The sequence below is a fragment of the Streptomyces sp. NPDC002643 genome (genome assembly GCF_053592555.1).
Genome location: NZ_JBSFVY010000038.1, coordinates 59,224 through 84,047, shown reverse-complemented (window position 1 = coordinate 84,047; position 24,824 = coordinate 59,224). Strand labels below are relative to the sequence as shown.

At 67.0% G+C, this 24,824-nt stretch carries 22 protein-coding genes and 2 pseudogenes; 21 read left to right on the top strand and 3 right to left on the bottom strand.

All coding sequences use genetic code 11. From position 1 onward, the window contains the following. Positions 1-594: 594 nt before the first annotated feature. The 9 genes and pseudogenes from ACWD4G_RS38540 to ACWD4G_RS38500 all read left to right on the top strand — a co-directional run. Complete coding sequence (locus tag ACWD4G_RS38540) at positions 595-789, top strand: hypothetical protein (RefSeq protein ID WP_451302068.1); 195 nt, start codon at positions 595-597, stop codon at positions 787-789. 519 nt (positions 790-1,308) lie between these two features. After that, on the top strand, positions 1,309-2,919 hold the full coding sequence (locus tag ACWD4G_RS38535; protein WP_451302066.1) for an ATP-binding protein: 1,611 nt from the start codon (positions 1,309-1,311) through the stop codon (positions 2,917-2,919). After that, a complete protein-coding gene (locus tag ACWD4G_RS38530) occupies positions 2,894-3,322 on the top strand; it encodes a roadblock/LC7 domain-containing protein (protein WP_451302064.1) in 429 nt (142 codons plus the stop codon). The genes ACWD4G_RS38535 and ACWD4G_RS38530 overlap by 26 nt, the downstream gene beginning before the upstream one ends. 1 nt (position 3,323) lies before the next feature. Then, positions 3,324-3,701 (top strand): DUF742 domain-containing protein, encoded by a 378-nt coding sequence (locus ACWD4G_RS38525; RefSeq protein WP_451302062.1) that lies wholly within the window; start codon positions 3,324-3,326, stop codon positions 3,699-3,701. Next, the gene (locus ACWD4G_RS38520) at positions 3,676-4,335 is read left to right on the top strand and encodes a GTP-binding protein (protein WP_451302060.1); all 660 of its coding nucleotides are present in this window, start codon (positions 3,676-3,678) and stop codon (positions 4,333-4,335) included. Before ACWD4G_RS38525 ends, ACWD4G_RS38520 begins: the two co-directional genes overlap by 26 nt. Then, positions 4,335-4,958: a GAF domain-containing protein gene (locus ACWD4G_RS38515; protein WP_451302058.1), complete on the top strand. Its 624-nt coding sequence runs from the start codon at positions 4,335-4,337 to the stop codon at positions 4,956-4,958. The genes ACWD4G_RS38520 and ACWD4G_RS38515 overlap by 1 nt, the downstream gene beginning before the upstream one ends. 55 nt (positions 4,959-5,013) lie before the next feature. After that, positions 5,014-6,225: an acyl-CoA dehydrogenase family protein gene (locus ACWD4G_RS38510; protein ID WP_451302056.1), complete on the top strand. Its 1,212-nt coding sequence runs from the start codon at positions 5,014-5,016 to the stop codon at positions 6,223-6,225. A gap of 45 nt (positions 6,226-6,270) precedes the next feature. Continuing rightward, positions 6,271-7,569, top strand: coding sequence for an SAM-dependent methyltransferase (locus ACWD4G_RS38505; protein ID WP_451302054.1), 1,299 nt, complete (start codon positions 6,271-6,273; stop codon positions 7,567-7,569). Between the two features lie 1,108 nt (positions 7,570-8,677). After that, positions 8,678-9,016, top strand: a pseudogene (locus tag ACWD4G_RS38500) (reverse transcriptase domain-containing protein); the annotation flags it as partial. Here ACWD4G_RS38500 and ACWD4G_RS38495 read toward each other — a convergent pair. Together ACWD4G_RS38495 and ACWD4G_RS38490 are read right to left on the bottom strand one after the other, a co-directional pair. Next, positions 9,002-10,729, bottom strand: coding sequence for a recombinase family protein (locus ACWD4G_RS38495; protein WP_451302052.1), 1,728 nt, complete (start codon positions 10,727-10,729; stop codon positions 9,002-9,004). The pseudogene ACWD4G_RS38500 and the gene ACWD4G_RS38495 overlap by 15 nt on opposite strands. 132 nt (positions 10,730-10,861) lie before the next feature. Then, entirely contained in the window at positions 10,862-11,209 is a 348-nt protein-coding gene (locus ACWD4G_RS38490) for a hypothetical protein (protein WP_451302051.1), read from the bottom strand. Between the two features lie 3 nt (positions 11,210-11,212). Between ACWD4G_RS38490 and ACWD4G_RS38485 the strand changes: the two genes are divergently transcribed. The 11 genes and pseudogenes from ACWD4G_RS38485 (at position 11,213) to ACWD4G_RS38435 (ending at position 23,096) form a co-directional block, all read left to right on the top strand. Further along, positions 11,213-12,049, top strand: coding sequence for a group II intron maturase-specific domain-containing protein (locus ACWD4G_RS38485; protein WP_451302082.1), 837 nt, complete (start codon positions 11,213-11,215; stop codon positions 12,047-12,049). A gap of 593 nt (positions 12,050-12,642) precedes the next feature. Next, the gene (locus ACWD4G_RS38480; protein WP_451302049.1) at positions 12,643-14,442 is read left to right on the top strand and encodes a reverse transcriptase domain-containing protein; all 1,800 of its coding nucleotides are present in this window, start codon (positions 12,643-12,645) and stop codon (positions 14,440-14,442) included. Positions 14,443-14,787: 345 nt separating this feature from the next. Further along, the gene (locus ACWD4G_RS38475) at positions 14,788-15,474 is read left to right on the top strand and encodes an endonuclease/exonuclease/phosphatase family protein (RefSeq protein WP_451302047.1); all 687 of its coding nucleotides are present in this window, start codon (positions 14,788-14,790) and stop codon (positions 15,472-15,474) included. Between the two features lie 710 nt (positions 15,475-16,184). Beyond that, on the top strand, positions 16,185-17,075 hold the full coding sequence (locus ACWD4G_RS38470) for a phosphotransferase (protein ID WP_451302045.1): 891 nt from the start codon (positions 16,185-16,187) through the stop codon (positions 17,073-17,075). Between the two features lie 73 nt (positions 17,076-17,148). Next, positions 17,149-17,955, top strand: a pseudogene (locus tag ACWD4G_RS38465) (ABC transporter ATP-binding protein); the annotation flags it as partial. Positions 17,956-18,007: 52 nt separating this feature from the next. Continuing rightward, positions 18,008-19,285 (top strand): IS701 family transposase, encoded by a 1,278-nt coding sequence (locus tag ACWD4G_RS38460; protein ID WP_451302043.1) that lies wholly within the window; start codon positions 18,008-18,010, stop codon positions 19,283-19,285. 266 nt (positions 19,286-19,551) lie between these two features. Further along, entirely contained in the window at positions 19,552-20,034 is a 483-nt protein-coding gene (locus ACWD4G_RS38455; RefSeq protein WP_451302041.1) for a helix-turn-helix domain-containing protein, read from the top strand. Further along, a complete protein-coding gene (locus ACWD4G_RS38450) occupies positions 20,031-20,585 on the top strand; it encodes a transposase (RefSeq protein ID WP_451302039.1) in 555 nt (184 codons plus the stop codon). The genes ACWD4G_RS38455 and ACWD4G_RS38450 overlap by 4 nt, the downstream gene beginning before the upstream one ends. Further along, on the top strand, positions 20,582-21,142 hold the full coding sequence (locus ACWD4G_RS38445) for a hypothetical protein (RefSeq protein WP_451302037.1): 561 nt from the start codon (positions 20,582-20,584) through the stop codon (positions 21,140-21,142). Before ACWD4G_RS38450 ends, ACWD4G_RS38445 begins: the two co-directional genes overlap by 4 nt. Before the next feature lie 104 nt (positions 21,143-21,246). Further along, positions 21,247-22,692 (top strand): restriction endonuclease, encoded by a 1,446-nt coding sequence (locus tag ACWD4G_RS38440; RefSeq protein WP_451302035.1) that lies wholly within the window; start codon positions 21,247-21,249, stop codon positions 22,690-22,692. Positions 22,693-22,781: 89 nt separating this feature from the next. Then, positions 22,782-23,096, top strand: coding sequence for a hypothetical protein (locus ACWD4G_RS38435; protein ID WP_451302033.1), 315 nt, complete (start codon positions 22,782-22,784; stop codon positions 23,094-23,096). Between the two features lie 3 nt (positions 23,097-23,099). Here ACWD4G_RS38435 and ACWD4G_RS38430 read toward each other — a convergent pair whose 3' ends face one another. Then, entirely contained in the window at positions 23,100-23,570 is a 471-nt protein-coding gene (locus tag ACWD4G_RS38430; protein WP_451302031.1) for a pyridoxamine 5'-phosphate oxidase family protein, read from the bottom strand. A 707-nt stretch (positions 23,571-24,277) separates the two neighbouring features. Between ACWD4G_RS38430 and ACWD4G_RS38425 the strand changes: the two genes are divergently transcribed. Then, positions 24,278-24,820, top strand: coding sequence for a hypothetical protein (locus ACWD4G_RS38425; protein ID WP_451302029.1), 543 nt, complete (start codon positions 24,278-24,280; stop codon positions 24,818-24,820). Positions 24,821-24,824: the final 4 nt, after the last annotated feature.

The following is a 24,824-nucleotide window of genomic DNA, read 5'->3' as shown; positions in this document are numbered from 1 at the left end:
CACTGGTCACACTGGCGCCGCCGCCATCAACACCGCGCCCGCCTCAGCCACTACCGCCGACGAGGCCACCGACCCCCATAACTGCGGCTGCAGTACTAGCAGATTCCGGAACCCCGAACGCGACCCACAAGGCGGGACGCACCATGCACACGTAGCATCACAGCACTAGCGTGAATTACGGCCAGGCTGGCCAGCGCATGTGCGCTCACCCAGCCACGGTTTCGCATTCCGGGCGCTATCGATCTTTCCGTCATGCATCCTTCACAGGATTCCGGTGTGAGACGGTCGAATACTGTGCCGGTTTACCTATAAAATCAGTGAAGGCCGGAAACGGTCACCCGGGCGTCGCGGGCATGACGCAAGACGACAAGTCTGCGCACCCGGAGGACACCGTGCCCGCCCTGTTTCCCGCCCTCACCGGCATAACGGCCTGCTTCGGCCACACCCGGGCCAGCGCGGTATCGGGCCGCCCGGGCGCCCCATCCGTCAAGTGGGCCGACTCCTCAAGAACCACAGCCACGTTGGCCATCCTTGCCGACGCGATCGAGCACGCGGGACTTCGCGGAAGCGCGCCCCCGACAGAAACCCAGTTCCGTGAGCATCAACGTCTCCCTTGTCCTTGTGCTGGCACTGGCGGTGTGGTTACTGATCCGCAATGGGAGCCTCAAGACAGGCCACGCAATAGCGGCCGTCCTCCTGGGCTTCTACCTCCACGACAGCTCCCTCGCTCCGTCCATCAGCCGCATCATGCTGGGCGCGGCCGGGGCGCTCAGCGGGATCCGCATATAGACCGGCTGCCGCACCCTCGTGGGCCCGGGCAGTACGCCGCTTCCTCCGGGTGCTGCTGCCTGGCGCGCGTCCGCTGGCAGCCCCTCCTTATCAGGTCCCGACTCGGACGCCGCAGCGCCCAAAGCCTGAGCCGGTGTTCATTCCACCCGTTCTCGAACGGGCGGTTTCTCCCCTCTGCCTGGACAGTGTTCCGCGGGGCTGTTTGGGAGAGGAACACCAGCCTGCCTTCCCCGCCGGGCAGCACAGCCGAAACCTCAGAGATCACCGCTGCGATGGCCGTCGAGGAACTCGGCCGGCAAAGCGCGAGCCCGTTCGTTTCTCGTGGCGCGCCTCGTCATGAGGTCCCTATCCCTCCTCCATGCCGAATCCAGGTGGCTGACGCCCCCTTCTGGTCATCCGTCCCCGAGGTCGCCAATGTCTGATGCTTCACGTTCGTCCCGCTCCGCTCGACGGCGGCGACACGGTAGACCCCCTAGACAGAGCCTGACCTCCGCCCGAGGTCTTCGTACGCGGGTGCGAATGATCGCTGTTCTACCGGCCCTCGCCGTGCTGATGCTGCTGTCCGGTGGCGAGTACCTGGTGCGTTCTCAACTTCTGGGATCCGTCGGCCACTCGCTGGTGTGGGCTGTGGCATCCGCTGGGTGTCTGATCGTGGTGGCGGTGGCGTGGCGTCTCGGTGATGGAACCGCTGGCGAAGTGCACCGACAGCGCGTAGCGAACACGGATGCCGTGGAACAGTGGATAGCCCGGCTTCACACGGTGACCACCGATGGCGGCAAGGCCATCCACAAGACGATGGATCGACTGCAGCGGGGGGAACGGCCCGCGGTGCATGAACTTCCGTTGCCTCTCAACGACCGAGATAGATTTGCCGTTCTCGAGCACGAACTGTACCGATTCGTACGCGACGCACAGGTGTTGATCGTCGGTGCTTCCGCCCAGCAGGAGAAGCGGGCGCATCTGACGCTTGGACGCCGGATGCTGATGCTGCTCAATCAGATGCTCACGGCGTTCGACGAGCTGGAGCGTGAGATCGAGGATCCCGAGGTCCTGCGCCCTCTGTGGCAGTTGGACCACATGGCGACTCGCGCCCGGCGTTTCGCCGAGAGCATCGCCGTGGTGGGAGGTTCTGTGCCACGGCGCTCCGACAAACCGACATCGCTGTCCGACGTGATCAGCCATGCGATCGCCGAGGTCGAGCAGTACCCACGGGTCAAGCTGGCGTCGCCCGTCGAGGGCTCGATCCACGGTAGAGCGGCAGCCGGCCTAATTCACCTGCTGGCCGAACTCATCGACAACGCAACGAACTTCTCACCACCGGACGCACCGGTAATGATCAGGGTCGTTCGGGTGTCAGCTGGCGTCGCGATCGAGATCGATGATCACGGGCGACTGATGCCTGACGGGACCCGAGAGCAGTTGAACGGGCTGCTGGCGGACGTGTCCCGGCACAGCGTCGGCGAGTACGTGCACGATGGACGGATCGGGATGTGGGTGGTCGCCACTCACGCACGCCGGATCGGTCTCCAAGTCAGGCTGCAGACGAACGTCTACCACTCCAACCAGGCAGTCGTCGTCATTCCCTTCGCCTTGATTCACGGCACATCGGATGACAGAACAGAGCTCGGCCGAGCGGACCGCGCGGCGCACGACCTCGCACCCCGCGCAGTGGGAGCGCGACCACCAGGCCGGGGCGATGGCCTTCGCCAGAGCGTTAGCGCGGGCGGACCTCCGCCAGCTCCACGACCCATGCGCCCCCCACTGCCCCGCGCGACAGCCAACTCGGAGCAAGGCACGCTGCCTCTGCCTCAGCGCAGGACCCCCTCCCGGCGGGCAGCGCCCGAGCAGCTTCCGCCTGGACAGGCGGGTACGTCTGGCTCGGCAAGCGAGGCTCCGCCGCCGCTGGCGGTCCGGGACACCTCGCGGTCCTACCTGGCGCAGGGCCTGCGCAAGGCCGCCCCCAGTCGCGCCGAGCCGGCCAAGGCCCCTGACAGCGGGCTGCTGGCGCAGATCGCCGCAGGACGTCGCCGCGCAGCCCATCAGGGTCCCAGCGGCGACCAGCCCCCCAACCGTTCCCTCCCCCACAACGCCTTGGAGGCACCAGATGAACCCCGAGACCCCGGCGAATGACCTGACCTGGCTGCTGAAGGATTTCGTCGAGAAGACCACCGGAGCGCAGAGTGCGCTCGTGACGTCCCGAGACGGTCTGCAGGTCAGTTACTTCAGCACGCGGGAGGGATCCGAGCCGGACACGCTGAGCGCCATCGCGAGCGGGATGCACTCGCTGGCCATCGGCGCCAACCTCGAACTCCAGGTGGAAGGCGGCGTCCGCCAGGTCACCGTGGAACTGGACGCGGGCTACCTGTTCATCATGGCCGCCGGGAAAGGGGCGCTGCTGAGCGTCCTGGCCGACAACACCACGGACGTCGAGCAGATCTCCTTCGAGACGGCCCTGCTGGTCAAGCGCATGCCCGGGTACCTTTCCGTGGCCCTGCGGCAACAGGCTGCCGCTGCCGGCGAGCCGGTCCTGTGAAGTGGTACGCGACAGCAACGCGGTCTGGATCGAAGACGATCTGGGCTCGGTCCGGCCCTACGCCCTGGTCCATGGGCGTGTCCGCGCCTCGCATCCCGAACTCGACCGGTCCTCCCTCGTCCAGGCCAGCCGCGAACCGCCCGCGACGGCCCTGCAGACCCACTACGCGCAGGTGTTCAACCTGTGCCGTTCCGGGCCGCGCTCGGTCGCCGAGATCGCCGCCACGCTCGAGAAGCCCCTGCAGGTGGTCAAGATCTGGTTGTCCGACCTTCTCGACGACCGCTACCTGACGGTGCCCATGCCGACCGGATTCACCACAGCCACCACCGACCGACGCGTACTGGAGGACGTCCTTGACGGGCTACGCAGAAGCCTCTGACCTGACGATCCCGGCCAAGGTCGTGGTCGCCGGCGGCTTCGGGGCGGGCAAGACCACCCTGGTCGGCACCGTCAGCGAGATCAAACCGCTGCGGACCGAGGAAACCCTCACCATGGCCGGCATCGGCACGGACAGCCTGGCCGGCATCGAACGCAAATCGCACACCACGGTGGCCATGGACTTCGGCCGCATGACCTTTCCCCTCAGTGCCCGCACACTGAGGGAGCTGCGGTTCGGCCCGACGGCGCACGTCCAGCTGCTGCTGTTCGGCACCCCCGGCCAGGACCGGTTCTGGTTCATGTGGGACGACCTGTCGAAGGGCGCTGTCGGCGCCATCGTCCTCACCGACACACGCCGGCTCGAAGACTGCTTTCCGGCCGTCGAGTACTTCGAGCGCCGCGGGACACCGTTCCTCGTGGCGATCAACCGCTTCGACGGAGCCCACCCCTACACGGAGGACGCCGTCCGCGCGGCTCTCCAGCTCGCTGACCATATCCCCGTCGTCTCGTGCGACGCACGAGAGAAAGCCTCCGCGCAGCGGGTGCTGATCGCCCTGTTCGAGCACGTCTGCGAGCGTGCCCGACCCCTCCCGCTGCTCACCCGCCCCGAGTTTTCGCCCCCGGAGACCCACTGATGACCGCCTTCGACGACCAGAGCACCCGCCCCGACCTCGTCCCTGCCGACCGCGAACTCGACGCGCGCATGCACCTGTTGCCGACGCTGAACCTCGCCGAGGACCAGCCGGTCCCGGCGTTCGACGAACTCGCTGCGGCGCTGGCAGCGGAAGCGGCCGAGCTCATGAGGAGTCCGGTGGGCTTCTACAGCATGGTCAACATCTTCAAGAACGGCTACCAGCACTTCGCCGGCATGTACGTCCCCGCAGGCCAAGGCAGTGGAGAGAGCCAGGCCGCCGCCAGTGAGATCCCGCCCGTGCAGCGGTTCATGCCCCGCAACGAGGGATGGTGCGTCCACACCCTGGACCGCCGCAAGATCCTGCCCCTCGAAGACATCTACGACTACCCCCGCTGGTCGGGCAACGGGGCCGTCGCCAAGCTCGGCGCCCGCACCTACCTCGGCGGCCCCCTGATCCACCAGCCCACGGACACCGGCGTCGGAACCATCTGCCTGGTCGGAGACCGGGTGACCGCCTGGGGACGCTCCGGCGTCAGCCTCATCAAGCACTACCAGCAGCAGACCCTGTCCCTGATCGACGAGCTGCCCGCCCAAGCGCCGCACCTGCACACCCCGCCGCGCTGACCAAACACCACGGCAAGGCTGTAGGGCCGGTGGCCCGAGGAAGGGAGAACACAGGATGCCTTCTGTCGACGTGTATCTGACCGACGCCCAGCAAAGCCTGCGCGAGCAAGGCCGGAAGTTCGCCCGTGCAGAAGTCGCCCCCCGCATCGCCGACATGGAGGCGGCGGGCACCCACACCGACCACGACCTCGCACGCCTCATGGGCGAGCGAGGCTGGTTCGGCGTGTTCCTCGGCGCCGAGTACGGGGGCCTGGCCGCCGGACACATCGCCAGGACACTCCTGCTCGACGAACTCTCCTACGTCAGCGGAGCCGCCGGCGCGATTCTGCAGGCCCCGTTCATCCCCACACTCGCCCTCCTCTACCGCGGCAGCACGGAGCAGAAACAGCGGTGGCTCCCCCTTATCGCCGCTGGCACGCTGTACATGGCCATCGCGGTCACCGAACCGGAACACGGCAGCCACGTCATCGGCATGACCAGTACCGCCCGCCGTAAGGGCAAGGACTGGATCATCAACGCCGACAAGTGCTGGGTCGGCGCCTCCGGCATCGCCCACCTCTACCTCGTCATCGCCCGCACCGGCAAGCGCGGACACCCCCGGAGCCTGTCGGCCTTCCTCATCGAAGCCGACCGGGACGGACTCGACATCACGCAGCCGCCCCTGGTCGGTCTACACGGCTTCACCGCCGGTGACATACGGCTGCGCGACGTCCGCGTCCCCGCGAGCGCCATGCTCGGCGAGGAAGGAGACGGCCTGGACATCGCCTACACCGCCTCCCTCGTCTGCGGCCGGCCCAACCTCGCCGCCGTCGCGCTGGGCCTGCACCGCAGAGTGCTGGACGTAACCACCGCATTCCTCACCGGCCGTCCCCGCTACGACGGTGTCCTGGCCGACCTGCCAGTCATCGGCAACCACCTCGCGGAAATCAAGTCCCGTCTGATGACCGCCGAAAGCAGCGTCTATCACGCAGCGCACCTCCTGGACCAAGGCGTTCCGTGCGACGCCGAGCTGCTCAACGCCAAACTCGTCAACAGCCGGGCTGCCAAGGCTTCACTCCAGGAAGCCAAAGACGCTCACGGCGGATACGGCGGACGGGCCGACTACGAGATATCCCGTCTCTCCCGCGACATCGACCTCATCTCAGCTCCCGCCGGCCCGGACGACCTCCAGCTCCACCGCCTCGGCGAAATCGCCCGCGGCATCGACCGCCTCCAGTGGTCCGAACGCTACCTCGCGAGAACCGCCCCCCAAACGCCCCTTCCCTGACCCTGAAGTTCCCGCGCCCCTGCCCAACCGACTCGGAGCACCTCCATGACGACGACAACTCCCGCCGTCAGTACGGCCGAAGCAAGCCTCTCGGCATCGTTGGCTGACGCGCGGCGGGAGCTGGACGGCATTGCGTACCGAAGCATCCCCTCCGCCCCGCGCGCCGTCGCCGCAGCACTCACCTCCCTCGAAGCGCTCACCCCCGCCCTGCTCCCGCACGCCCGGGCCCTGGCCGCCCGGCTCGACGAAACGCAGAGCCCCGCACTCCACGAACTCATCGAGCGCACAAAGAACCGCGCCGCCTCCCGACCACGGGCAGACCTGGCGTACGAACACCTGCTGGTCCTGGTCAGCCAGTTGCAGGATCTGCTGCGCACGCTGGAGCGAGCGCACGGCATTCCATACCGGCGCGCACAGGCAGCCTCCGCCAGGCGTCGCCGCAACCGAGGTACATCCCAAGGCGCTCAGACTGACCGAAAGGGCGAGCCTTCGCCGAGACCTCAGGCCATACGACAGCGCAGCCCGCTGATGGCACTCGGCTCGGACGTAAGCCTGCGCCAGCTCACCGCCTACCCGAGTTCCGCCCGGATTCACGACTGCCTCAGGGGCGGTAAAGATCACTACATCGTCGACGCCGCCTTCGCCGAGCAACTCGTCGCCGCAGCCCCGTTCCTCCCCGCCGCCGTCGCCATCAACGACGCGTTCGCGACCCGCTCAGCCGACTTCCTCTCACGGCACCTGCGCATCACCCAGTTCATCGACCTCGGCTGCGGCCTCCCTACCTATCCCCCGCTGCACGAGACCGCCGCCAGGGCTCATCCTCTATCAGCCGGAATCACCCTGGTCTACATAGACCACGACCCGATCGTCATGGCCCACGCCGCAACGCTGCTCACGGCCCCGGCACCACACTGCATCATCCACGTGCACGCCGACCTGGCCCGGCCCGAAAGCATCATGACCGCCCCGGACCTGCTGAGCACCGTGGACCTGTCGCAGCCCGTAGCCGTCCTCGCCCACGCCGTCCTGCACGAACTGCCCGACCACATCGCCTACCCCGCCCTCTCGGCTCTCACCAGCCGACTGCCGCCAGGAAGCGCCCTCTCCATCACCCATCCCACTGCCGACCTGCACCCCGGCCACATGGACAAAGCAGCGGCCCTGTACACCGAGGCGATCGGTCCCATTGCGCTGCGCAGCCGTGCCGAGGTCGCCCGGTTCGCAGACGGATGGCACCTGCTCGATCCCGGAGTGACCGAGACGGCCCTCTGGCATACCGGTCCAGCCCCCACGTACCCCGCCGGAAGCTCGGCAGCATTCGCAGCTGTCGCCGTCAAGGCGTAACGCCCGCACTGCACCGCACCCGTCCTCCGGCTTGCCCTCTTCCTCACCCCTGCACCGGGCGCCGTGCGGCTTCCACCCGCAAACTTGCCGGTCCCTGCGCACATCCTGCTCGAACCCCAAGAAGGAGGCCCCGTTGACCTGCGATTGCACTGAATTGCGTGTTGCCTGCTGGAACCTGGAGCACGTGCGCCACGAGGCGCTGCATAACCGAGCGGGGGTGTAAGACCCCCGCCTTCCGGCGGTCGCAGCCGACCGGAAGAAGCTGAGGACAGCCTGAGCCGGGGAACGCCGGCAAGGGCAGGAGCAGTCCTGACAAAGCCCGGACGCACCAGCACTACCAGATGGCGTGGGTCGGGCAAGCGAGGTCAGAAGGTGTAACGAGAGTGAACCGGCATTCGAAGCCCCGTAACAGTTCCAGCGGCTCAAATCTGGTGGATATGGGCCGTGATGCAGTGCGTGCCACCTCTTTGTTTTTGGAGGGGGCAACTCTGAAGCCGACTGTGTTTATCGGTGAGGAGTCCGTGCCGAATGTCTGCGGCGTAGGCACGGAGATGCTGCCGGGGTATAGCTGGACGCCTAACTGGCCAATCGGTTATGTGGTGAACGTGGGAACCACCTGCGGCTCCCCTCTGATCCGGGCATCCGGTCCGGAAAGTGGGAAGGTCCGTTGCCGACTGACGGCCGCAGTGTGGGACGGAGGCCCCGTAGTAGTCCGAACGTGCGAGAGGCACGTACATGGCGAAGGGGGCCAGCAAGTCAGCAGTAAGGATGCTGGAATGCCAGGAGGACGACGGTGAATACCGACGAACTGGAGTGGGCGGTCACCAAGGCCGAACGCCGGGTACTGGAGATCCAGACCAAGCTGCACCGTTGGGCAAATGACGATCAACATCGCAGGTTCGACGACCTGTTCAACCTCGTGGCCGACCCCGCCTTCCTTCTGGTGGCGTGGTATCGGGTGCGAGGGAACAAGGGGGCGCGTACGGCCGGAGTGGACGGAAAGACGGTCCACTCCATCGAGGCCGGACAGGGCGTCGAGGTGTTCCTCGACAAACTGCGCTCTCAACTCAGAGAGCTGACGTTCCAACCGGTACCGGTGCGGGAAAGGATGATCCCCAAGGCGGGCGGAAAGAAGCGCCGCCTTGGCATCCCCACCGTGGCAGACCGGGTGGTCCAGGCTTCTCTGAAGCTGGTGCTGGAGCCGATCTTCGAGGCGGATTTCCTCCCGTGCTCCTACGGGTTCCGACCCAATCGCCGAGCCCACGACGCAATCGCCGAGACTCGCCTGATGACATCCAAGAATTATGAGTGGGTGGTAGAGGGCGACATCAAAGCGTGCTTTGACGAGATCTCGCACCCGGCCCTGATGGATCGAGTGCGGGACAGGATCAAGGACAGGCGCGTCCTGGACCTGGTGAAGGCATTCCTCAAGTCAGGCATCCTTTCCAAGGACGGCCAGACACGAGAAACCCACACCGGCACCCCGCAAGGAGGCATCCTCACGCCCCCAACACAATGGATAACTCGGGCGCATGTCACCCTCGGTGTCGGTGGCGTCGTGCTTCTGGTCACCCTGGGTGGTCTTCTTCCTGGCCGGGATGCGGTGCCGGATGGTGATCTTTTCGGGGCCGATGAGGATGTCCTGGACCAGCAGGCGCAGCACGCGTTGGCGCTGGGGCACCTCGGCCATGGCGGCGTTGCTGCGGAGCTGGGCGAGGAAGTCTTCGAGGCTGGCGGCGAGTTGGAGGTAGGCGTCGCGGTCGGCGAGTTGGGAGTCGAGTGCGTCGAGTTGGCTGCGCAGGCTTGCTTCGCGGGCGCGCAGGTCGGGCATCCGGGCGCGGAGTTCGTCGATGGTGATCAGCTGTTCCTGGAAGGCTTCGATCATCCTGGTGATCGCCATGTTCGCCTTGGCCAGGGCGAGTTCGGTCCGGGCGCGTTGGCGGGTGGCCGGGTCCGAGGTGCGGGCGCGTTCGAGGCGCTGGTCGATCTCGGCCCGGATCAGGTGCGGGTCGGCGAGCAGGGCGGTGATGTGGTCCCAGACGAGGGCGTCGAGGTAGTCGGCGCGGACTGGTTTGCTGGCGCAGATGCGGCCGTCTTCGTAGCGGTAGTCGTCGGAGCCCAGACACCGGTAGTAGTAGATCTTGTTGTTGGCGCTCGTCGTGGTGTGGCTGCGGTAGTAGCCGTATCCGCACGTCGCGCAGGCGATGATGCCCTGCAGCAGGGAGGGGACCTTGCTGTTGCGGGAGGCGAACTTCTTGTTGTTGGCCAGGCGCTGGGCGACGCGCTCGAAGGTGGCCTGGTCGATGATCGCGGGGACGGGGATCGTGATCCATTCCTCGCGGGGGCGGTCGATGGCCTTGACCGGGCGTGGGGTGGTGCGGCCCTGCAGGCGCGCGACGCGGTTGAGAGACGGGGGCTCGTGGACGAGCCGGGTCTTGCCGAAGACGGCATGGCCCGCGTAGGCGGGGTTGCGGAGCATGCCCCAGACGACGCTGCGATCCCAGCGCGTCTTGCCGGTGCGGGTCAAGGTGCCGGACTCGCTCAGCCAGCGGGTCAGCTCGGCGAGGGAGGCGCCCTCGTCGGCGTAGCGGCGAAACAGCTCGGCCACCAGCACGGCTTCGTGCTCGACGATCTCGTAAGAGGCCCCGCACTCGGGGGTTTTGCGCAGGTAGCGGTAGCCGAACGGGGCGCCGGCCAGGACGTTCACGGACCCGGCCTTGGCCCGGTAGGTCTTGCCGCGCCGGTAGCGTTCCATGAGCTGGGCCTTCTCGTACTCGGCGAACATGCCCTGGAACTGGACGAGCAGCTGGTCCTCGGGGCTGTCGCCACGCGGCCCGCGGACGAACTCCACACGCGTGCCCGCGCGGGCGAACTCCTCGATCAGCAGGGCCTGGTAGGCGAACTTGCGGGCGAGGCGGTCCGGCGCGTAGCACAGCACCACATCCACGCCGACCTGGGCGACGAGGTCCCGCAGCCGCTCCAGGCCGGGACGGATCAGGGTGGCGCCGGAGTGTCCCTCGTCCTCGAAGACCCACTCCTCGGGCAGCTCAAGATGCAGCGCGGCGGCGTGCGCGCGCAGCGCCGCGGTCTGCGATCCGATCGTCTGGTCCTTCTTCTGCCGGGCCGAGGAGACCCGGGCGTAGATCGCCGCACTGGTCATCGCGCGGCCCTCCTTCGCTGCGAGGTGCTCGCAAACGGGAACGGTGTGGGGGGACCAGTACGGCATAGGCCGCCGACAGGTCCGCGTCCGCGTGACGGGAGAAGACACACTCCAGCTCCAGCGTCCGCTCGCTCATGGCCCGGGACGTTTCCCCAGGTCCTCCCGCTGAAGGAACTCCGCCAGGGCCCGCGCCACCACGGACGACAAGGTGGCATCACCCGCGCGCGCATGGGCCCGCGCCCGCTCGGCCAGCGAGCCGGGCAGCTTGACGGTGAACACGACGTTCGCTTCGGGGACTTCGACGCGGCCTGCAGCCATGGCCTGCTCCACATACCGGCGTGCCTGACGCACCGACACCTCGTACCGGCCGGCCAGCACACGCGCGGCGGCAAGGGCGGACAGTCCCGCCGCGACCAGGTCAGCGGCGGCATTGACCCGCCGGGCGTACTCGATGCCGTCGACACGCTCCCCGCGCACCATGTCATGAATGTACTACCCGTCACGACGACGCCTACTCTCCGTACGCGGCAGCTTCTCCAACCGCCGGTAGCTGAGCGTCACCTCAAAGCAGAAGTTGCCCATTGTGTTGGGGGCGTGATTTCACCGTTGTTGGCGAACATCGCCCTCTCCGTACTGGACGAGCATATGGCCAGTATGGCCGGGGGGCCGAACTCGACCTCCTACGAGCGCAGAAAGCGCAGGCGTCTGGGACTCGGAAACTACCGGCTCGTCCGGTACGCCGACGATTTCCTGGTGCTTGTGTGGGGCACCCGCGAGGACGCGGAGGCCATGCGCGACGAGGTCGCTTCGGTTCTCACACCGATGGGACTCACTCTGTCGGCAGAGAAGACGTTCATCACGCATATCGATGAAGGGTTTGACTTCCTCGGATGGCACATCCAGCGCCATCTCAAGCGGGGCACGGACAGGCGGTATGTCTACAACTACCCCTCCAAGAAGGCGCTCAATGCCGTCAAGGAGAAGGTGAAGAAGATCTGCCGGAGCAGTACGAACCTTCCCTTCACCGCCCTGTTGCACCAGCTCAACCCGGTGCTCTTCGGGTGGTGTAACTACTTCCGCCCCGGAGTGTCCAAGGTGACGTTCCAGTACCTTAACCACTACACGTGGAAGAGGGTGTTCATCTGGGCGTGCCGTAAACACAAAGGAATGCGGCTGAGTGGATTCCGCCGAGTTTATTGCGACGGCGGATGGGAGCCCGTCACGGAGAGTGGAAAGCTGCTCCAGCCGGGTCGGATGTCTACTACCCGATACCGGTTCCGTGGATACAGCATCCCTACACCGTGGACGGTGACTGCATGAGATCACAGAATGCCCGAACGGGACTTGTGGAGAGCCCGGTGCTCGGAGACGGTGCGCCGTTTCACTCGGCGTTGGATCGCCCCCGCAGGGGGTCGAGGTTCGGAAGGAGGTGACCTCGGGGCCGCCCGTCTTACCTGGACGCGAAAGCGCGAGGGGACAACAGCATGGCGGGAAAGCGCGGAGCGTTGAGGAGACGTCGAAGGCGCTGCTGTGCAAGGCCCGCGTGATACGGCGAAGGCCATACTGCTTCAAGCCCAGTCACCAGTGGTGGAAAGAGCACACCCTGCGACACGACGTCTGAAGTCGCAGCCGTCGGCATCGGACGAGTCCGAGTTTCCTCGTCTCAACCCTTCCGGCCGGCGGGCGGCGGACAACGAGTTCGCTCAAGGAGACGGACCGGGTCGCCTACGTCACGCTCGATACGTCCAACGCAAGGGGAATACGGGATCGCCTACGGGGCGCGAGCCCTATGGCGACGGAGGGGGCGTAGTAGTCGTCGGAGTAACGCCCGACCGGGGAGGACGGGAAAGCCGTCCACACGGGCGAAGGCCCCCAGGTGTCAACAGATCCTTCACGATGGCGAGGTATGCGAAATGCAGAGCGCCGAAGCCATTCTGGGGATCATCCGTGAACGCGGCAGGCGAGGTCTGCCGCTAGAACGTCTCTACCGGTGCTTATTCAACCGGGAGTTGTACTTGCTTGCCTACGGGCGGATCTACCGCAACGACGGTGCGATGACGCCCGGCATCACGGCCGAGACCGTGGACGGCATGCGCCTGGAGAAGATCCAGGTGATCATCGACGCGCTCCGTGCTGAGCGTTATCGATGGTCACCGACCCGCCGCGTCTACATCGAGAAGAAGGGAAAGAGCAAGAGTCGGCGCGGTTTAGGTCTGCCTACGTGGTCGGACAAGCTGCTGCAAGAAGTGATGCGCCTGCTGCTTGAGGCGTATTACGAGCCGCAGTTCTCCGAACACTCCCACGGCTTTCGGCCCGGCCGGGGCTGTCACACCGCCCTGCAATCGATCTACCCAGGGTGGAGGGGCACAACATGGTTCGTCGAGGGAGACGTCAAAGCCTGCTTCGACAGTTTGGATCATGAGATCCTTCGGTCGATCCTGGCCGAGAAGATCCACGACAACCGCTTCCTGCGGTTGGTCGACGGACTGCTCCGGGCCGGGTATCTGGAGCAGTGGCGGTATCACGCGACGCTGAGCGGCTCACCGCAAGGCGGCGTGATTTCGCCGCTTTTATCCAATATCTACCTGGACCGGCTGGACAAGTACATCGAGACGAGCCTGCTGCCCGCCTGCAACCGGGGAGCCCGGCGCACGCCGTATCGTCCGTACATGCTGCTGTGGCAGCGCGCCTTCCGCCTGGAGCAGCAGGGGGAGTTGGAGGCCGGTCGGGCCCTGCGCAAGCAGATGAAGACCATGTCCTCCCGCGACCCCGATGATCCAGGTTATCGGCGGCTGAACTACTGCCGCTACGCAGACGATTGGTTGCTCGGGTTCACCGGGCCGAAGCGGGAAGCCGAGGAGATCAAGGCCGACATCGGGCGGTTCCTGCGCGACGAGCTCAAGCTGGAGCTGTCCGAGGACAAGACCCTGATCACTCATGGGCGGACGAGCGCCGCCCGGTTCCTCGGCTACGAGATCGTGGTCTTGGACAACGACACCAAGCACGACCATCGCGGTCATCGCAGCATCAACGCGCAGATCGGGTTGAAGGTGCCTGCTGACGTTATCCGCGCCAAGTGCCGCCCCTACCTGCACCATGGCCGACCGATCCGGCGGACCGAACGCACGGTCAACAGCGACTTTTCCATTGTCGCCCAGTACCAGGCGGAGTTCCGCGGAATCGCCGGTTACTACCAGCTCGCCTTCAACCTCCATCGCCTCGGACGGCTGAAGCACGTGATGGAGCGTTCCTTGGTCAAGACGCTGGCGCGGAAGTATCGCGTTCGCGTTTCCAAGGTCTACCGGCGCTACCGGACCGTGCTGAAGACGGATCGCGGCCCTCGTCGAGGGCTTCAGGTCACCGTCGAACACGGGGAGGGACGAAAGCCGTTGGTGGCGCAGTGGGGCGGAATCTCACTGGCGCACAAGACCAGGATCGGCAGTCTCGACGACCACCCGACGCAGGTGTGGAACAGCGCGCGCAATGAAGTGGTAGAGCGCCTGCTCGCCGACACCTGCGAGATGTGCGGGTCCCACAACGGTGTCGAAGTGCACCACATTCGGCACCTGAAGGATCTGAACGTCCGGGGACGGGCACCCAAGCCCGCCTGGGCCCAGAGGATGGCCGCGCGCCATCGGAAGACCCTGGTCGTCTGCCGTGTCTGCCACGAGGACATTCACTACGGCGAAAGTCGCTCGCGGCAGAACTCATGAGAAGAAAAGGCACTGGAGAGCCGGATGCGGTTACAAGCCGCACGTCCGGTTCGGTGGGGGGCCGTTGGAAAAGGGCCTGGTCACAGGCACCTCGCTGGCGGCCTACCCAACGGCACGCCGGGTTCGGAAGGCGGTCCGGGGAAACCCACCAGCGGCAACGCTGGCAGGGCGCCCCGGGCCGACCTTACAACGGAGGCGGCGGCCAGATGCGCCGTCTGGCACACCGCATCCTCGCCGCGTACCAGCCGCACATCGTCTTCCGCCAGGAACTGACCCGGGGCCTGGGACCACGGCAAGCGCGCCCTGTACGAGGAGGCGACCGCGCTCGGCGGCCTGTTCCCGTTCATGGTGGCTCCACGCGAAGGCCGCAGCCGCAATCCGACCGGCGTGATGGTCGACCCGCATTTGTTCGAGATCGTCGCCCAAACCGATCACGATCTGCCGTGGAAGGCGATCTGCCACGTCCAGGTGCGCCTCAAGGGCTGCCCCAAGACGCTTCATCTGGCATCCGGCCATCTGTGCCACTTCGATCCCGATCTGCGCGCCACTGAGGCCCGTCGGCTCACCACCCTGGCCGACCACGGACGCACCGCCCTGATGGGCATGGACGGAAACAGCTACCCCCACCGCCTTGCCGACGAGGTCTCTGAACCGAAGGTCTGGACGGAGGTCGAGGACCCCGTCCACTTCCAGCACCGCACCATCGAGCGAAACGGCGTTCGCGTTAGCGACACACGCCCGAGCGAGATCCTCACCGGCGGTCCGAAGGCCGTCTTCACCGACCTCGCCCACCATGCCGGCACCGTTCTCCGGCAGTCCGGTGCCCTCGCCCCCACCGCCAGCATGAAGCGCACGGATCAGGGACCGCCGCAACGCATCGACTGGATACTCGGCACCCCCGACTGGGCGCCAGCCCTCCTGCGCGTCGAGGTCATCGACACCGAGGACGTCCGACGGGTGACCGACCACGCCCTCGTCATCGCCACCTTCGATCTCGCCGCCGTGCAACGCATCCTCACCACCGCCGTATGACCCTCCCGCACCACGAGACCGGCCACGCCGTGGCCCTCGTCTACCGACCGCGAGACGCGGCCCCGGTCGCGGGCCGCCGCCAGGAGCTGACCTGCACCGGGGACACCCGCACGGAACTGCAAGCGGCAGGGAACCGCCCTCGGCAGCCAAGCCGCCACGCGACCATCCCACCTAGCTGGCCTCGTCACCGCGCTGCCCAACGTAGGCAGGTCGAACACCCCGTCCACTATCAACACCGCACCATCGAACGGGAGGGCTTCCGCGTACCCGACACCGCGCGGGAAGAGATCCTTTCAGGTGGCTCGCGGCGATTCGGCCACAACCGGAGCCTGTGCCCGCCCCTCAATGCAGGGGTGCGCGGCCTACGTTCCCCGGAATTACGCGGCGGGCAACGCGACTCAAACACGCGTGTTCGACAAGAGCCAGCGGCTCGTTGTCCCAGACATCATCAGATGTCCCCAACCCGGCCTTCAAGCCACGTCGTTGGTGACATCAACGTGCCCGTCGTCCTCGTCGGCCACAGGTATGCCCCGACCTCTTGCCCCCGCGAATCCCAGGAGGAAGCATGACCGTCGCCCCCGTTTTCACTCACCCTCTCCCGAGCGGCCCGGCCTTGCCCGGGCTACCGATCGAACCGACCTCACGGCCGGTCGACGCATCGTCCCGGTGCGCATCGCGGACAGCTCACGCCCGACACCGAGGTGGGGGGCATGACCGACCCGCACCAGCTGCCGGCACCCATTCGGATCTGGGCCGAGAACACCCTGGGCGCGCTCAGCACCGTACGCGACGCCTCGCCCGAGGATCCCCTGCCAGGTCTGTGGCACGTGGTCCGCGCATGTGACCGCGCCTGCTTCGTCATCAAGATCGCACGAACGCCCGGGGCTTTCACCCGGGAGACGTTCGCCCACCGGCACGCTGTGCCCGCCCTCGGCCAGGGGAACGCGCCACGTCTACTGGCCACCTCCCCACGGCACCTGGCACTGATCGTGACCTCCCTGACCGGCACGCCCCTGCCCCAGCTACGACTGCAGGACGCCGCTCTCAAGGCGGTCCACTGGCGAGCAGGATCTCTCGTTGCCCAACTGCATCAGGCCGGACGACCAGCCGGCGACGCACACCGCGAGGCGCCATCGGTGCTGTCCCGAATCGCCGACGAATCGGCTCGTCACCTCGATGCTGCCAGCAACTGGCTGTCGGCGGGGAACGAGAAGTTCGTGAGGGATCACGCGGACCGTCTGCGTGTCATCGACCGGCTGCCTCTCGGCTTCATCCACGGCGGCGTCATCGAAACGAGTCTTCTGTGGTCCGGCAAGTCGCAGCTGACCCTGCGTGACTTCGAGTCGTCGCACTTCGCCCCGGTCGTCCTGGACTTCGTCCACCTGGCCTGCGGGCTGTGGGCCACCCGGCCACGCCTGCGCAGCGCCTTCTTCGGCGGTTATGGCCGCATCCTCGGCCACGACGAACGGCTTGCCCTGCGCTGTCTGACGGCTCTGCACGCCGCACGGTCGCTGGCCGAAGGGCACCTCCATGACGACCCTGCAGCCGCCAAAAGAGGCCGAGCCGTGCTCGACCGGCTGAAGAACGAGGTGAACGCCTGATGCCCGTACTCCCGCTGAACCTCGCCGACGGACCGGCGATCCGCTGCCCGGGCCGAGGCCGAGGAGAGAGCCCGTGAGCGCTACATCTCGCTCGGAGGCGGCGAACTGTGCCGTTGGAGCCGGCCGGTTGCCTCCTCCGCCGCCCGCCGAGCTGCGCTATGGCGGTCGGTACGGCAAGAATCCAATGGCCAACGCGTCGTTCGCGGCGATGTGCCGGCGGCTTCCGTCGGTGCTGCAGCAGACCGCCAAGATGGCGTGGGCCATCGACCGCCGGGCCGTGCTGTTGCTGGGCATCTGCCAGCTGGCCATCGGGGGCAGCGCCGCCCTGCAGCTGACCGCGACCGCCGATGCGATGCGGTCGGTCCTGGCTGGCGGGGAGGTGGCCGACCGGTTGCGTGAGGCGTTGCCCGCGCTGGTGGTCGTCGCGCTGGCGGCGGCCGTCGGGCGGGTCGCGACCGCGCTGTCCTCGTACGCGGACGGCCGGATCACGCCGCCGCTGACGACCGAGGCGGACAGCAGCCTGGTGGAGGCGGTGTGCCGGATGGAGGCCGCCGCCCGCGCCGAGGACGGCTGCGCGGACCGGGGGGAGGCTGCGGAGATGGGCGTAGTGCGCAGTCGCCTGGTGGTGCAGGACGCCACCCGTCTCACGGCTGCCGTCGTCCGTATGGTCACCGCGAGCGGGGTGCTGACGGTGCTGATGTTGCCGCTGCTGCTGCTCGCTGTCGTGCCCGCCGGGGTGGGCGCCGTTCTGCACGCGAAGGTCACCTACGAGACGCACTACGCCAACGTGGCCGACCGCAACGTCCGGCAGAACATGCGCGGCTGGGTGACCAGCCTGAAATTCGCCGACGAGGTCCGTGCCAACGGCATGACCGACTATTAGGGCTCCGTTAGGTCTGTCTGCCTGCCGTGTTCATGGGCATGAGGACTGTGTGGATGCACATGAAGTGAACCGTGCTCGGGCGACGTTGGCGTTGTTCGTGGCTGACGTTTTCGCGTCGGTGCCGCGCAAGGATCAGCGGGCGAAGGGCGACTGCTATCTGCGGGGACTGATGCTGGACGGACGGCGGAAGTCGATCCAGCCGATGGCGGAACGGCTGCCGGACGGCAACGAGCAGAACCTGCAGCAGTTCGTGAACCAGTCGACCTGGGATCCGGTGCCGGTGCGGCGGCGGATCGCGGAGCGGATGGTGCCGCGGATCGGCCCGGACGCCTGGGCGGTCGACGACGTGTCGTTCCCCAAGGACGGCCGGATGTCGGTCGCCGTTGCGCACCAGTACTGCGGGGCGCTGGGCAAGCAGGCCAACTGCCAGGTCGCGGTGAGCGTGCACGCGGTCTCCGACACCGCCTCCTGTCCGCTGCAGTGGCGGTTGTTCGTGCCGCAGGAGTGGGCGCACGATGCCGTGCGGCGGCAGAAGACCGGGATACCGCAGGAGGTCGGGCACCGGGAGAAGTGGCGCCTGGCCCTGGACATCCTCGACGAGCTGGCCGGGTGGGGGCTGGTGCCGCCGGTAGTGGTGGCCGACGCCGGCTACGGGCAGAACGCCGACTTCCGCGACGGCCTGCACGGCCGGGGCATCGGCTATGTCGTGGCGGTCCACTCCGACGTGACGGTCCACCCGCACGACGTGCAGCCCACCGCCCCGGCTTGGTCCGGAAACGGCCGCAGGCCGCAGCCCCGCTACCGCGACAAGCCGTCCCCGGTGGCCGCGCTGGCAGCCGGCCACGGGCGGCAGGCGTTCAGCGAAGTGACCTGGCGTGAAGGCTCACGCGGGCCGATGCGCTCGCGCTTTCTGGCACTGCGGGTGCGGCCGGCCGGGGTCCGGGCCCGCCGCCTGGCCCAGGCCGCCGCCACCGCCGAGCACGGCCACTGGGACGGCGTCCTGCCCGACGTGACACTGCTGGTCGAATGGCCCCAGGACGCCGAAGCACCCACCGACTACTGGCTGTCCAACCTGCCCGCCGGCACCCCGCTGGCCGAACTGGTCCGCCTGGCCAAGATCCGCTGGCGCATCGAACACGACTACCGGGAACTCAAACACGGCCTCGGCCTGGACCACTTCGAGGGACGCTCCTGGACCGGCTGGCACCACCACGTCACCCTGGTCACCGCCGCCCACGCATTCCTCACCGAACAGCGCCTGGCCCCAAAAGCCGATACAGCGGACTCACCCTCTACCAGACCCTCGACGCCATCCAGGACCTGCTGAACTGTTGGACCGGCACCTGCACCACCTGCCACCAGCCCCTCCCCGCCGGGACACACACCACACCAAGACCCAGACAGACCTAACGGAGTCCTACTAGTGCTGGGTTCCTCTTTCGCTGGGTATATGTCCTGGTGGCGGGGTAGTTGACGGTGCTCGGGGGCGGGTGCTGGGCGATGGTTTTATGGGCACGGCCGGGGTGTGACGAGGACGAACGGGTCGTCGTTCGCCGGTTGTCGCGGGCGAGGAAGGCTCCGCGGGATGCGGTGATGCGGGCCCGGATGATCGAGCTGAGCTGGTCGGGGCTGCACGTGCCGGCGATCGCTGTGGAGTTGGGCTGCAGCCAGAAGACGGTCCGGTGCTGGCTGCACCGCTTCAACAGCTTGGGCCTGGAAGGACTGGGTGACCTGGGCGGGCAGGGCCGCAAGCGGCGGATCACCGAGGAGGAACGGTCCAGGATCATCTCCCTGGTCAAGACCGTGCCGCCGGGACGGCTGAGGTGGGAACCCGTCGGGGAGCTATGGGCCTTCGATGAGTCCGGGCCACCCGAGTGGACCCTGGATTCCCTGGCCGCGGCAGCGCGGGCCGAGGGAATCGAGGTGGGGCGCTCGCAGGTCCGCCGGATCCTGCTCGCCGAGGGCGTGCGCTGGCGCCGCACCCGGTCCTGGACGCGCTCGAAGGACCCGGACTTCGTCCCAAAAGGACACGGATCATCGGCCTCTACACCCACCCGCCCGACGACGCGACGGTGATCTGCGCCGATGAGCTGGGGCCGGTGATCCCGCGGACCTTCCCGCCCGCACCCGCCTGGTCACCGGACGGGCACCGGATCAAAGCGGAACTCGACTACAGCCGCGGACCGGAGAAGACCTGGGTCTACGGCGGTCTGCGACCAGTCGACGGCCAGGCAGTCACGATGACCGCATCTTCCCGGAACAGCGTCTTCTACCAGCAGTTCCTGCAACTGATCGAGGATGCCAACCCGGACGGGGAGCTCTGGATCGTCACCGACAACCTCTCCAGTCACAACAGCCTGTCCACCCGAGCCTGGCTCGAAGACCATCCCCGCATCCACCACGCCTTCATCCCCGTCGGCGCGTGCTGGCTCAACCTGCAGGAAGGCTGGTGGCGCATCTTCCGAAAAGCCGCCCTCGCCGGCCGGTCATTCGCCAACCGCGACGACATCGAACTAGCCACGACCCTGGCGACCGACCAGCTCAACTCCCGTGCCAACCCCTGGATCTGGGGCAGGCCCGCCCCGCCCACCCGCACACACCGGCGGCGATACATGTACGTCCTTTGAGGAATCCAGCACTAGCGGACAGCCCCGTTATCGCGTTCACCAACGACAGCGCGGTCGACGCGGTACGCGACAACAGGCTCGCCCAACTGGTTGCCGGTCGACCGGAGTACGTGGAGTACCGGTCCTGGCTGCGGGCAGGCCGCGGATTCGAGGCGCCGGAACACCTCGCCCTGCTCCAGAAGCTCCGGACCCACCAGCTGCGCCACCTCAACAACGGTGTGCCCGGCGGCTACTGGGTCGCCGAAGCCGTCCCGGAAGCCGCCCTTCAAGCGGTGGTGCGCTCATGGCCCACCGCCGACATCGCCGAGATCCTCGTGATGACAGACGGGGTGAGCGCCGCGGTCGAGGAGTACGGTCTGTACCCCTCGTGGGGCCACCTGGCTCGCGCCTGCCGAACCGACGGTCCGGACAAGGCCATCCAAGCGATCCGGGACCTGGAGATGACGGAGGACCCCGACGGCCGACTCTTCCCCCGCTACAAGATCGCGGACGATAAAGCACTCGCCTACCTACGGTTCCCACCCGCCGCGCCACAGGGAAAGCGCACGGGCAGTTGAAGCCCGGCAGCGACGCCCCACTCCCCTAACCGGATGCATGACCTTCTCCTGTGTCACCCTGCTGCCGTGGCCATGAGGTACATGGCCACGCAAAGGGGGTGGCGATGCCGAAGGGATCCCTGGCGGCAGACTTCGAGCGCCTGCGGGCCGTGACGAACGCGCACCAACGCGGCCGAATGTTCGAGCAGCTGCTGGAGCGGCTCTTCCAGCAGGCGCACTTCCGAGTCGACCGCAACGCGGGCATCTCGACGCCACGGCAGACAGACCTCGTGGCCCGCTACGGCGACGTGTGGTACCTGATCGAGGCGAAGTGGCAGAACGCCCCAGCCGACGTGGACGTCTTCGACGCCGTCCTCCGGCGGTTGCAGCGGGCGGCATCGTCCCAAGTCGTCGGCGTGATCGTGAGCGTATCGGGGTTCACCGACACCGTGATCGAGGAGGCGGCGAAGTGCCGCGGGCAGGAGCTGGTGCTCCTCCTCGGGGAAGAGGAACTGGCCGAGGTGCTTGCCGCGCCCGTGTCCGTGGCGGGGCTGTTGCACCGCATGCGGGAGCACCTCGTCACCCACGGCCGCGTGCACCTGGCCGCCGACGCCAAGCCCCGGCGGCACAGACGGCGCCCCTCCAGCGACCTGCCCGCCTCCGATCTCAGGCTGCTCGGCACCGACCTCGCCCCGCTCCCGTACGTGTCGGGCGAGGGAGGCTTCACCGACCTGGTGTTCGTCCAGGAGCTGGCGGACGTGGACTGGGTGCCGGCCGACGGGAGCGGAGTGTGTCTCGACCTGCCGATCGGCACCTTCGACGAGAACGGGCTCGCCGACCTCCTGTACGCCCTGACTTCGCTGGGCTGGACCACCTCCCGGCCTCAGTGGGCGATCCATCAGGCCACCCGCAACTGGCACGGCGTGGGCGCCCGCGAATTCCTAGACACACTGCGAGCCTGGAAGGAGCGCTACGACAGCCTGGACGAGGACGATGTGCACCACACCGAGAAGGTGACCTACGTCGACACCTTCCCGGACGGAGGTTTTTACACACTGGCCGCCGATCTCTCCAGCCACCCCTCACGCGTGGTCTACCACTGCCACGTGTCGTTCCAGCTCACCGGCATCCCGCTGGACACTCAGCCGCTCCGTCACGTCTTCGAGCAGTTCGATGCCCTCGGCACCGGCTACTTCCGGCCTATGACGGCGAAGGCCGTCACGCGGGCCTGGCTGCCGGAGCCGCTGCCGCTGGAAGTCGTCGGCTATCTCGTCTCCCACGACTCGTTCCCCTTCGACGAGCTGAATCTGGCCGACGACGAGGCCGCTGACCTGCCCAAGCCTCCCGACGAGTGGGTGATCGGCGTCGTGGCCAAGAACCCATTCCGGGATCGGGACGGGGTGTCCGCCCCGGACGGCTGGCCAGGCGGGCTTGAGTCCAGCAGCATCATCGTGTGCAGCCTGCGCAGTCACCACCCGCTGAACGACATCCCCGACGGCTACCGCCTGTACACGTGGGAGCAGGCCCACACGACGGACGCGCGCGTCCTCCGCCCCGTCGCCGACTGGTGATCGATCGCACAGACCGACCCGAGAGAGCACCCCAAGACCGGGAGGTCTCCCAGCGGGGATGGTTACGCAGCAGCCACTGCCCAGCTTCCGTGAGGACCTCGGACAACGGCTTCGCCTACACCTGCCCGGGACAAATATTCATGCTCTTCCTCCTCGGCATTGCTCCAGACCTCGACGACGAACACAAGGCAGAAGCCGAGGCCAGGGTGGACAACGATCCCACTGCCGTCACAGCAGTTCTCATCGATGCCTACCGGAGATGGGCCAAGGCAGCCGAAGGCCCTGCGGTCAGGGAACTAAGCCTGTCCGTGATCGGCTGCCTCGCGATGCCGACGAAGGCCGCGGAGGTCGAGATTCCGAGGCTCTTCGAGATGCTCCGCGACTCCGCCATCACCAACAACTGAGCGTCACGTCACCTGCGACGCCGCGCCGACGCCGCCCGTGGAGTACTTGTCGGCCGTCGCGCGGGGGAGTGCGGCCAGTCCCATGGCCCGCTCAATCCTGATCTCGATGACCACACGCTCGGGGTCCGGGGCCGGAGTCCGTCCGTACCGGTCGGCGTAGCGCGCCACGGCATCGTCGACCGCTGCCGCGTCGGTGAGCACCTCGGCCGTGCCTTCCAGGGTGGCCCAGCGTCCTCCGTCGACCTGGCAAACGGCCACGCGGGCTTCGCCGGGACGGAACGCCTGAATATTGGCGACCTTCTTGCTTGATTTGCGTGTGATAACCCGGGCGACTCTGGCGTCGGCATCAACGGTGACTCCGACGGGCACCACATGCGGACTTCCGTCGGGCCGCAAAGTGGTCAGCGTGCACAGATGGTATTCATTCCAGAACTCAGAGTGTTCAGATGTCTGGCTGAATTTGTCACTAGGCATGCCCGGGATCGTAACGCCGAGCACCTCGCGGATTGACACAGAAGTGACCGCTTCCACACAAGCCCTCACGCCCAGGATGCCGACCCTATGCGGCGTTATCTACGACATGCCCACATTACGCCCTTGCCAAATATCTCAAACCGGTAACAGAAGCGTGAGTCCTCCATGTGTGAGCGACCACAATGACCACAAGTGAATCAGCAGTTCAGGGCCATGATCAAGAATCGGGAATGGATGATTTAGCAGGTTTTATTGGCACTGATCACCACCTTTCATTGATCTTCGAGATGTCGTTTTCCGGCCTTGATCTCAGACGAGCCTCACGTAAGGTCCGAGACTGTTCCCGTGAGCCTCACCGAAGGGCTTCGACTGGGCCGAATGCTCGTTCGCGCTAGCGACCGTGTGTGTCCGGAGGGGATCGAGCGTGTCCTCGCGGCTCAATCGCTGGGGTCGGCGTGTGCCCTTCGGTCGGTGCTGGTCTCGGCGTCCGTGATCACCTTCATGAATGCCGTCCGGGGACCCGAACATCGTTGACCCGTGGTGGCTGGCGCCCGGCTCCGAGCAAGAGCCCCGATCGGCCGGTACGAAGGGATTGCTCAATGTCTCCGGGAGAAAGTCGTCGCGGCGCTCCGGAATCTCCGGTGCCTGCGCGAGAGCAGGCGAGCCGCCGGCGGCTGGGGCGGTGGCGTACGGCTGAGAGGCGGACCGTGGAGCGCGACCTCCACCGTCGGCTGCGGCAAGAGCTGCGCAACCTCGGCATTCACCCGCCCCTGGACGTGGAGGAGCTGGTCCGGGCGCTCAGTGAGAGGCGCGGACGCCCGATCGTCTTGCGCCCCTTCCCGCTGGAGAAGCCAGGGCCCTCGGGGCTGTGGATCGATACGCCGCAGATGGACGTGATCCTCTACCAGCAGGAGACGACCCGGCTGCACCAGCGGCAGATCATCCTCCACGAGATCCTCCACATCCTCGTCGCCGAGTGGGAGGCGGACCAAGCCAAGGAGTCGCCGGAGGAGTCCCCGGACGACTTCGTCGAGGGCTGGGCGACCCTCATCCCCGTACTCGATCCCAAGCTGATCCGGCGGGTCGCCCGCCGCTGCTCGTACGAGGACGAGGAGGAATGCTCGGTCGAGCTCGCGGCCACGATCATCCTGGAGTGGTCCTCGGTGCTCGACGAGCTCCCGCCGCTGTCCGACGACCCGGAGGTACGTCGCGTTCAGTCCGCCCTGGGCGACCGGCGAGGGTGGCTGTAGTCCG

What these genes read in the sequence shown, in the direction of transcription:
- ACWD4G_RS38510 (WP_451302056.1), top strand. Translation starts at nt 5,014, where the DNA reads ATGCCTTCTGTCGACGTGTATCTGACCGACGCCCAGCAAAGCCTGCGC.
- ACWD4G_RS38440 (WP_451302035.1), top strand. Translation starts at nt 21,247, where the DNA reads ATGCCGAAGGGATCCCTGGCGGCAGACTTCGAGCGCCTGCGGGCCGTG.
- ACWD4G_RS38515 (WP_451302058.1), top strand. Translation starts at nt 4,335, where the DNA reads ATGACCGCCTTCGACGACCAGAGCACCCGCCCCGACCTCGTCCCTGCC.
- ACWD4G_RS38430 (WP_451302031.1), bottom strand. Translation starts at nt 23,570, where the DNA reads ATGCCTAGTGACAAATTCAGCCAGACATCTGAACACTCTGAGTTCTGG.
- ACWD4G_RS38455 (WP_451302041.1), top strand. Translation starts at nt 19,552, where the DNA reads ATGCGGGCCCGGATGATCGAGCTGAGCTGGTCGGGGCTGCACGTGCCG.
- ACWD4G_RS38530 (WP_451302064.1), top strand. Translation starts at nt 2,894, where the DNA reads ATGAACCCCGAGACCCCGGCGAATGACCTGACCTGGCTGCTGAAGGAT.
- ACWD4G_RS38480 (WP_451302049.1), top strand. Translation starts at nt 12,643, where the DNA reads ATGCAGAGCGCCGAAGCCATTCTGGGGATCATCCGTGAACGCGGCAGG.
- ACWD4G_RS38475 (WP_451302047.1), top strand. Translation starts at nt 14,788, where the DNA reads ATGGTGGCTCCACGCGAAGGCCGCAGCCGCAATCCGACCGGCGTGATG.
- ACWD4G_RS38490 (WP_451302051.1), bottom strand. Translation starts at nt 11,209, where the DNA reads ATGGTGCGCGGGGAGCGTGTCGACGGCATCGAGTACGCCCGGCGGGTC.
- ACWD4G_RS38485 (WP_451302082.1), top strand. Translation starts at nt 11,213, where the DNA reads ATGAATGTACTACCCGTCACGACGACGCCTACTCTCCGTACGCGGCAG.
- ACWD4G_RS38470 (WP_451302045.1), top strand. Translation starts at nt 16,185, where the DNA reads ATGACCGACCCGCACCAGCTGCCGGCACCCATTCGGATCTGGGCCGAG.
- ACWD4G_RS38495 (WP_451302052.1), bottom strand. Translation starts at nt 10,729, where the DNA reads ATGACCAGTGCGGCGATCTACGCCCGGGTCTCCTCGGCCCGGCAGAAG.
- ACWD4G_RS38535 (WP_451302066.1), top strand. Translation starts at nt 1,309, where the DNA reads ATGATCGCTGTTCTACCGGCCCTCGCCGTGCTGATGCTGCTGTCCGGT.
- ACWD4G_RS38505 (WP_451302054.1), top strand. Translation starts at nt 6,271, where the DNA reads ATGACGACGACAACTCCCGCCGTCAGTACGGCCGAAGCAAGCCTCTCG.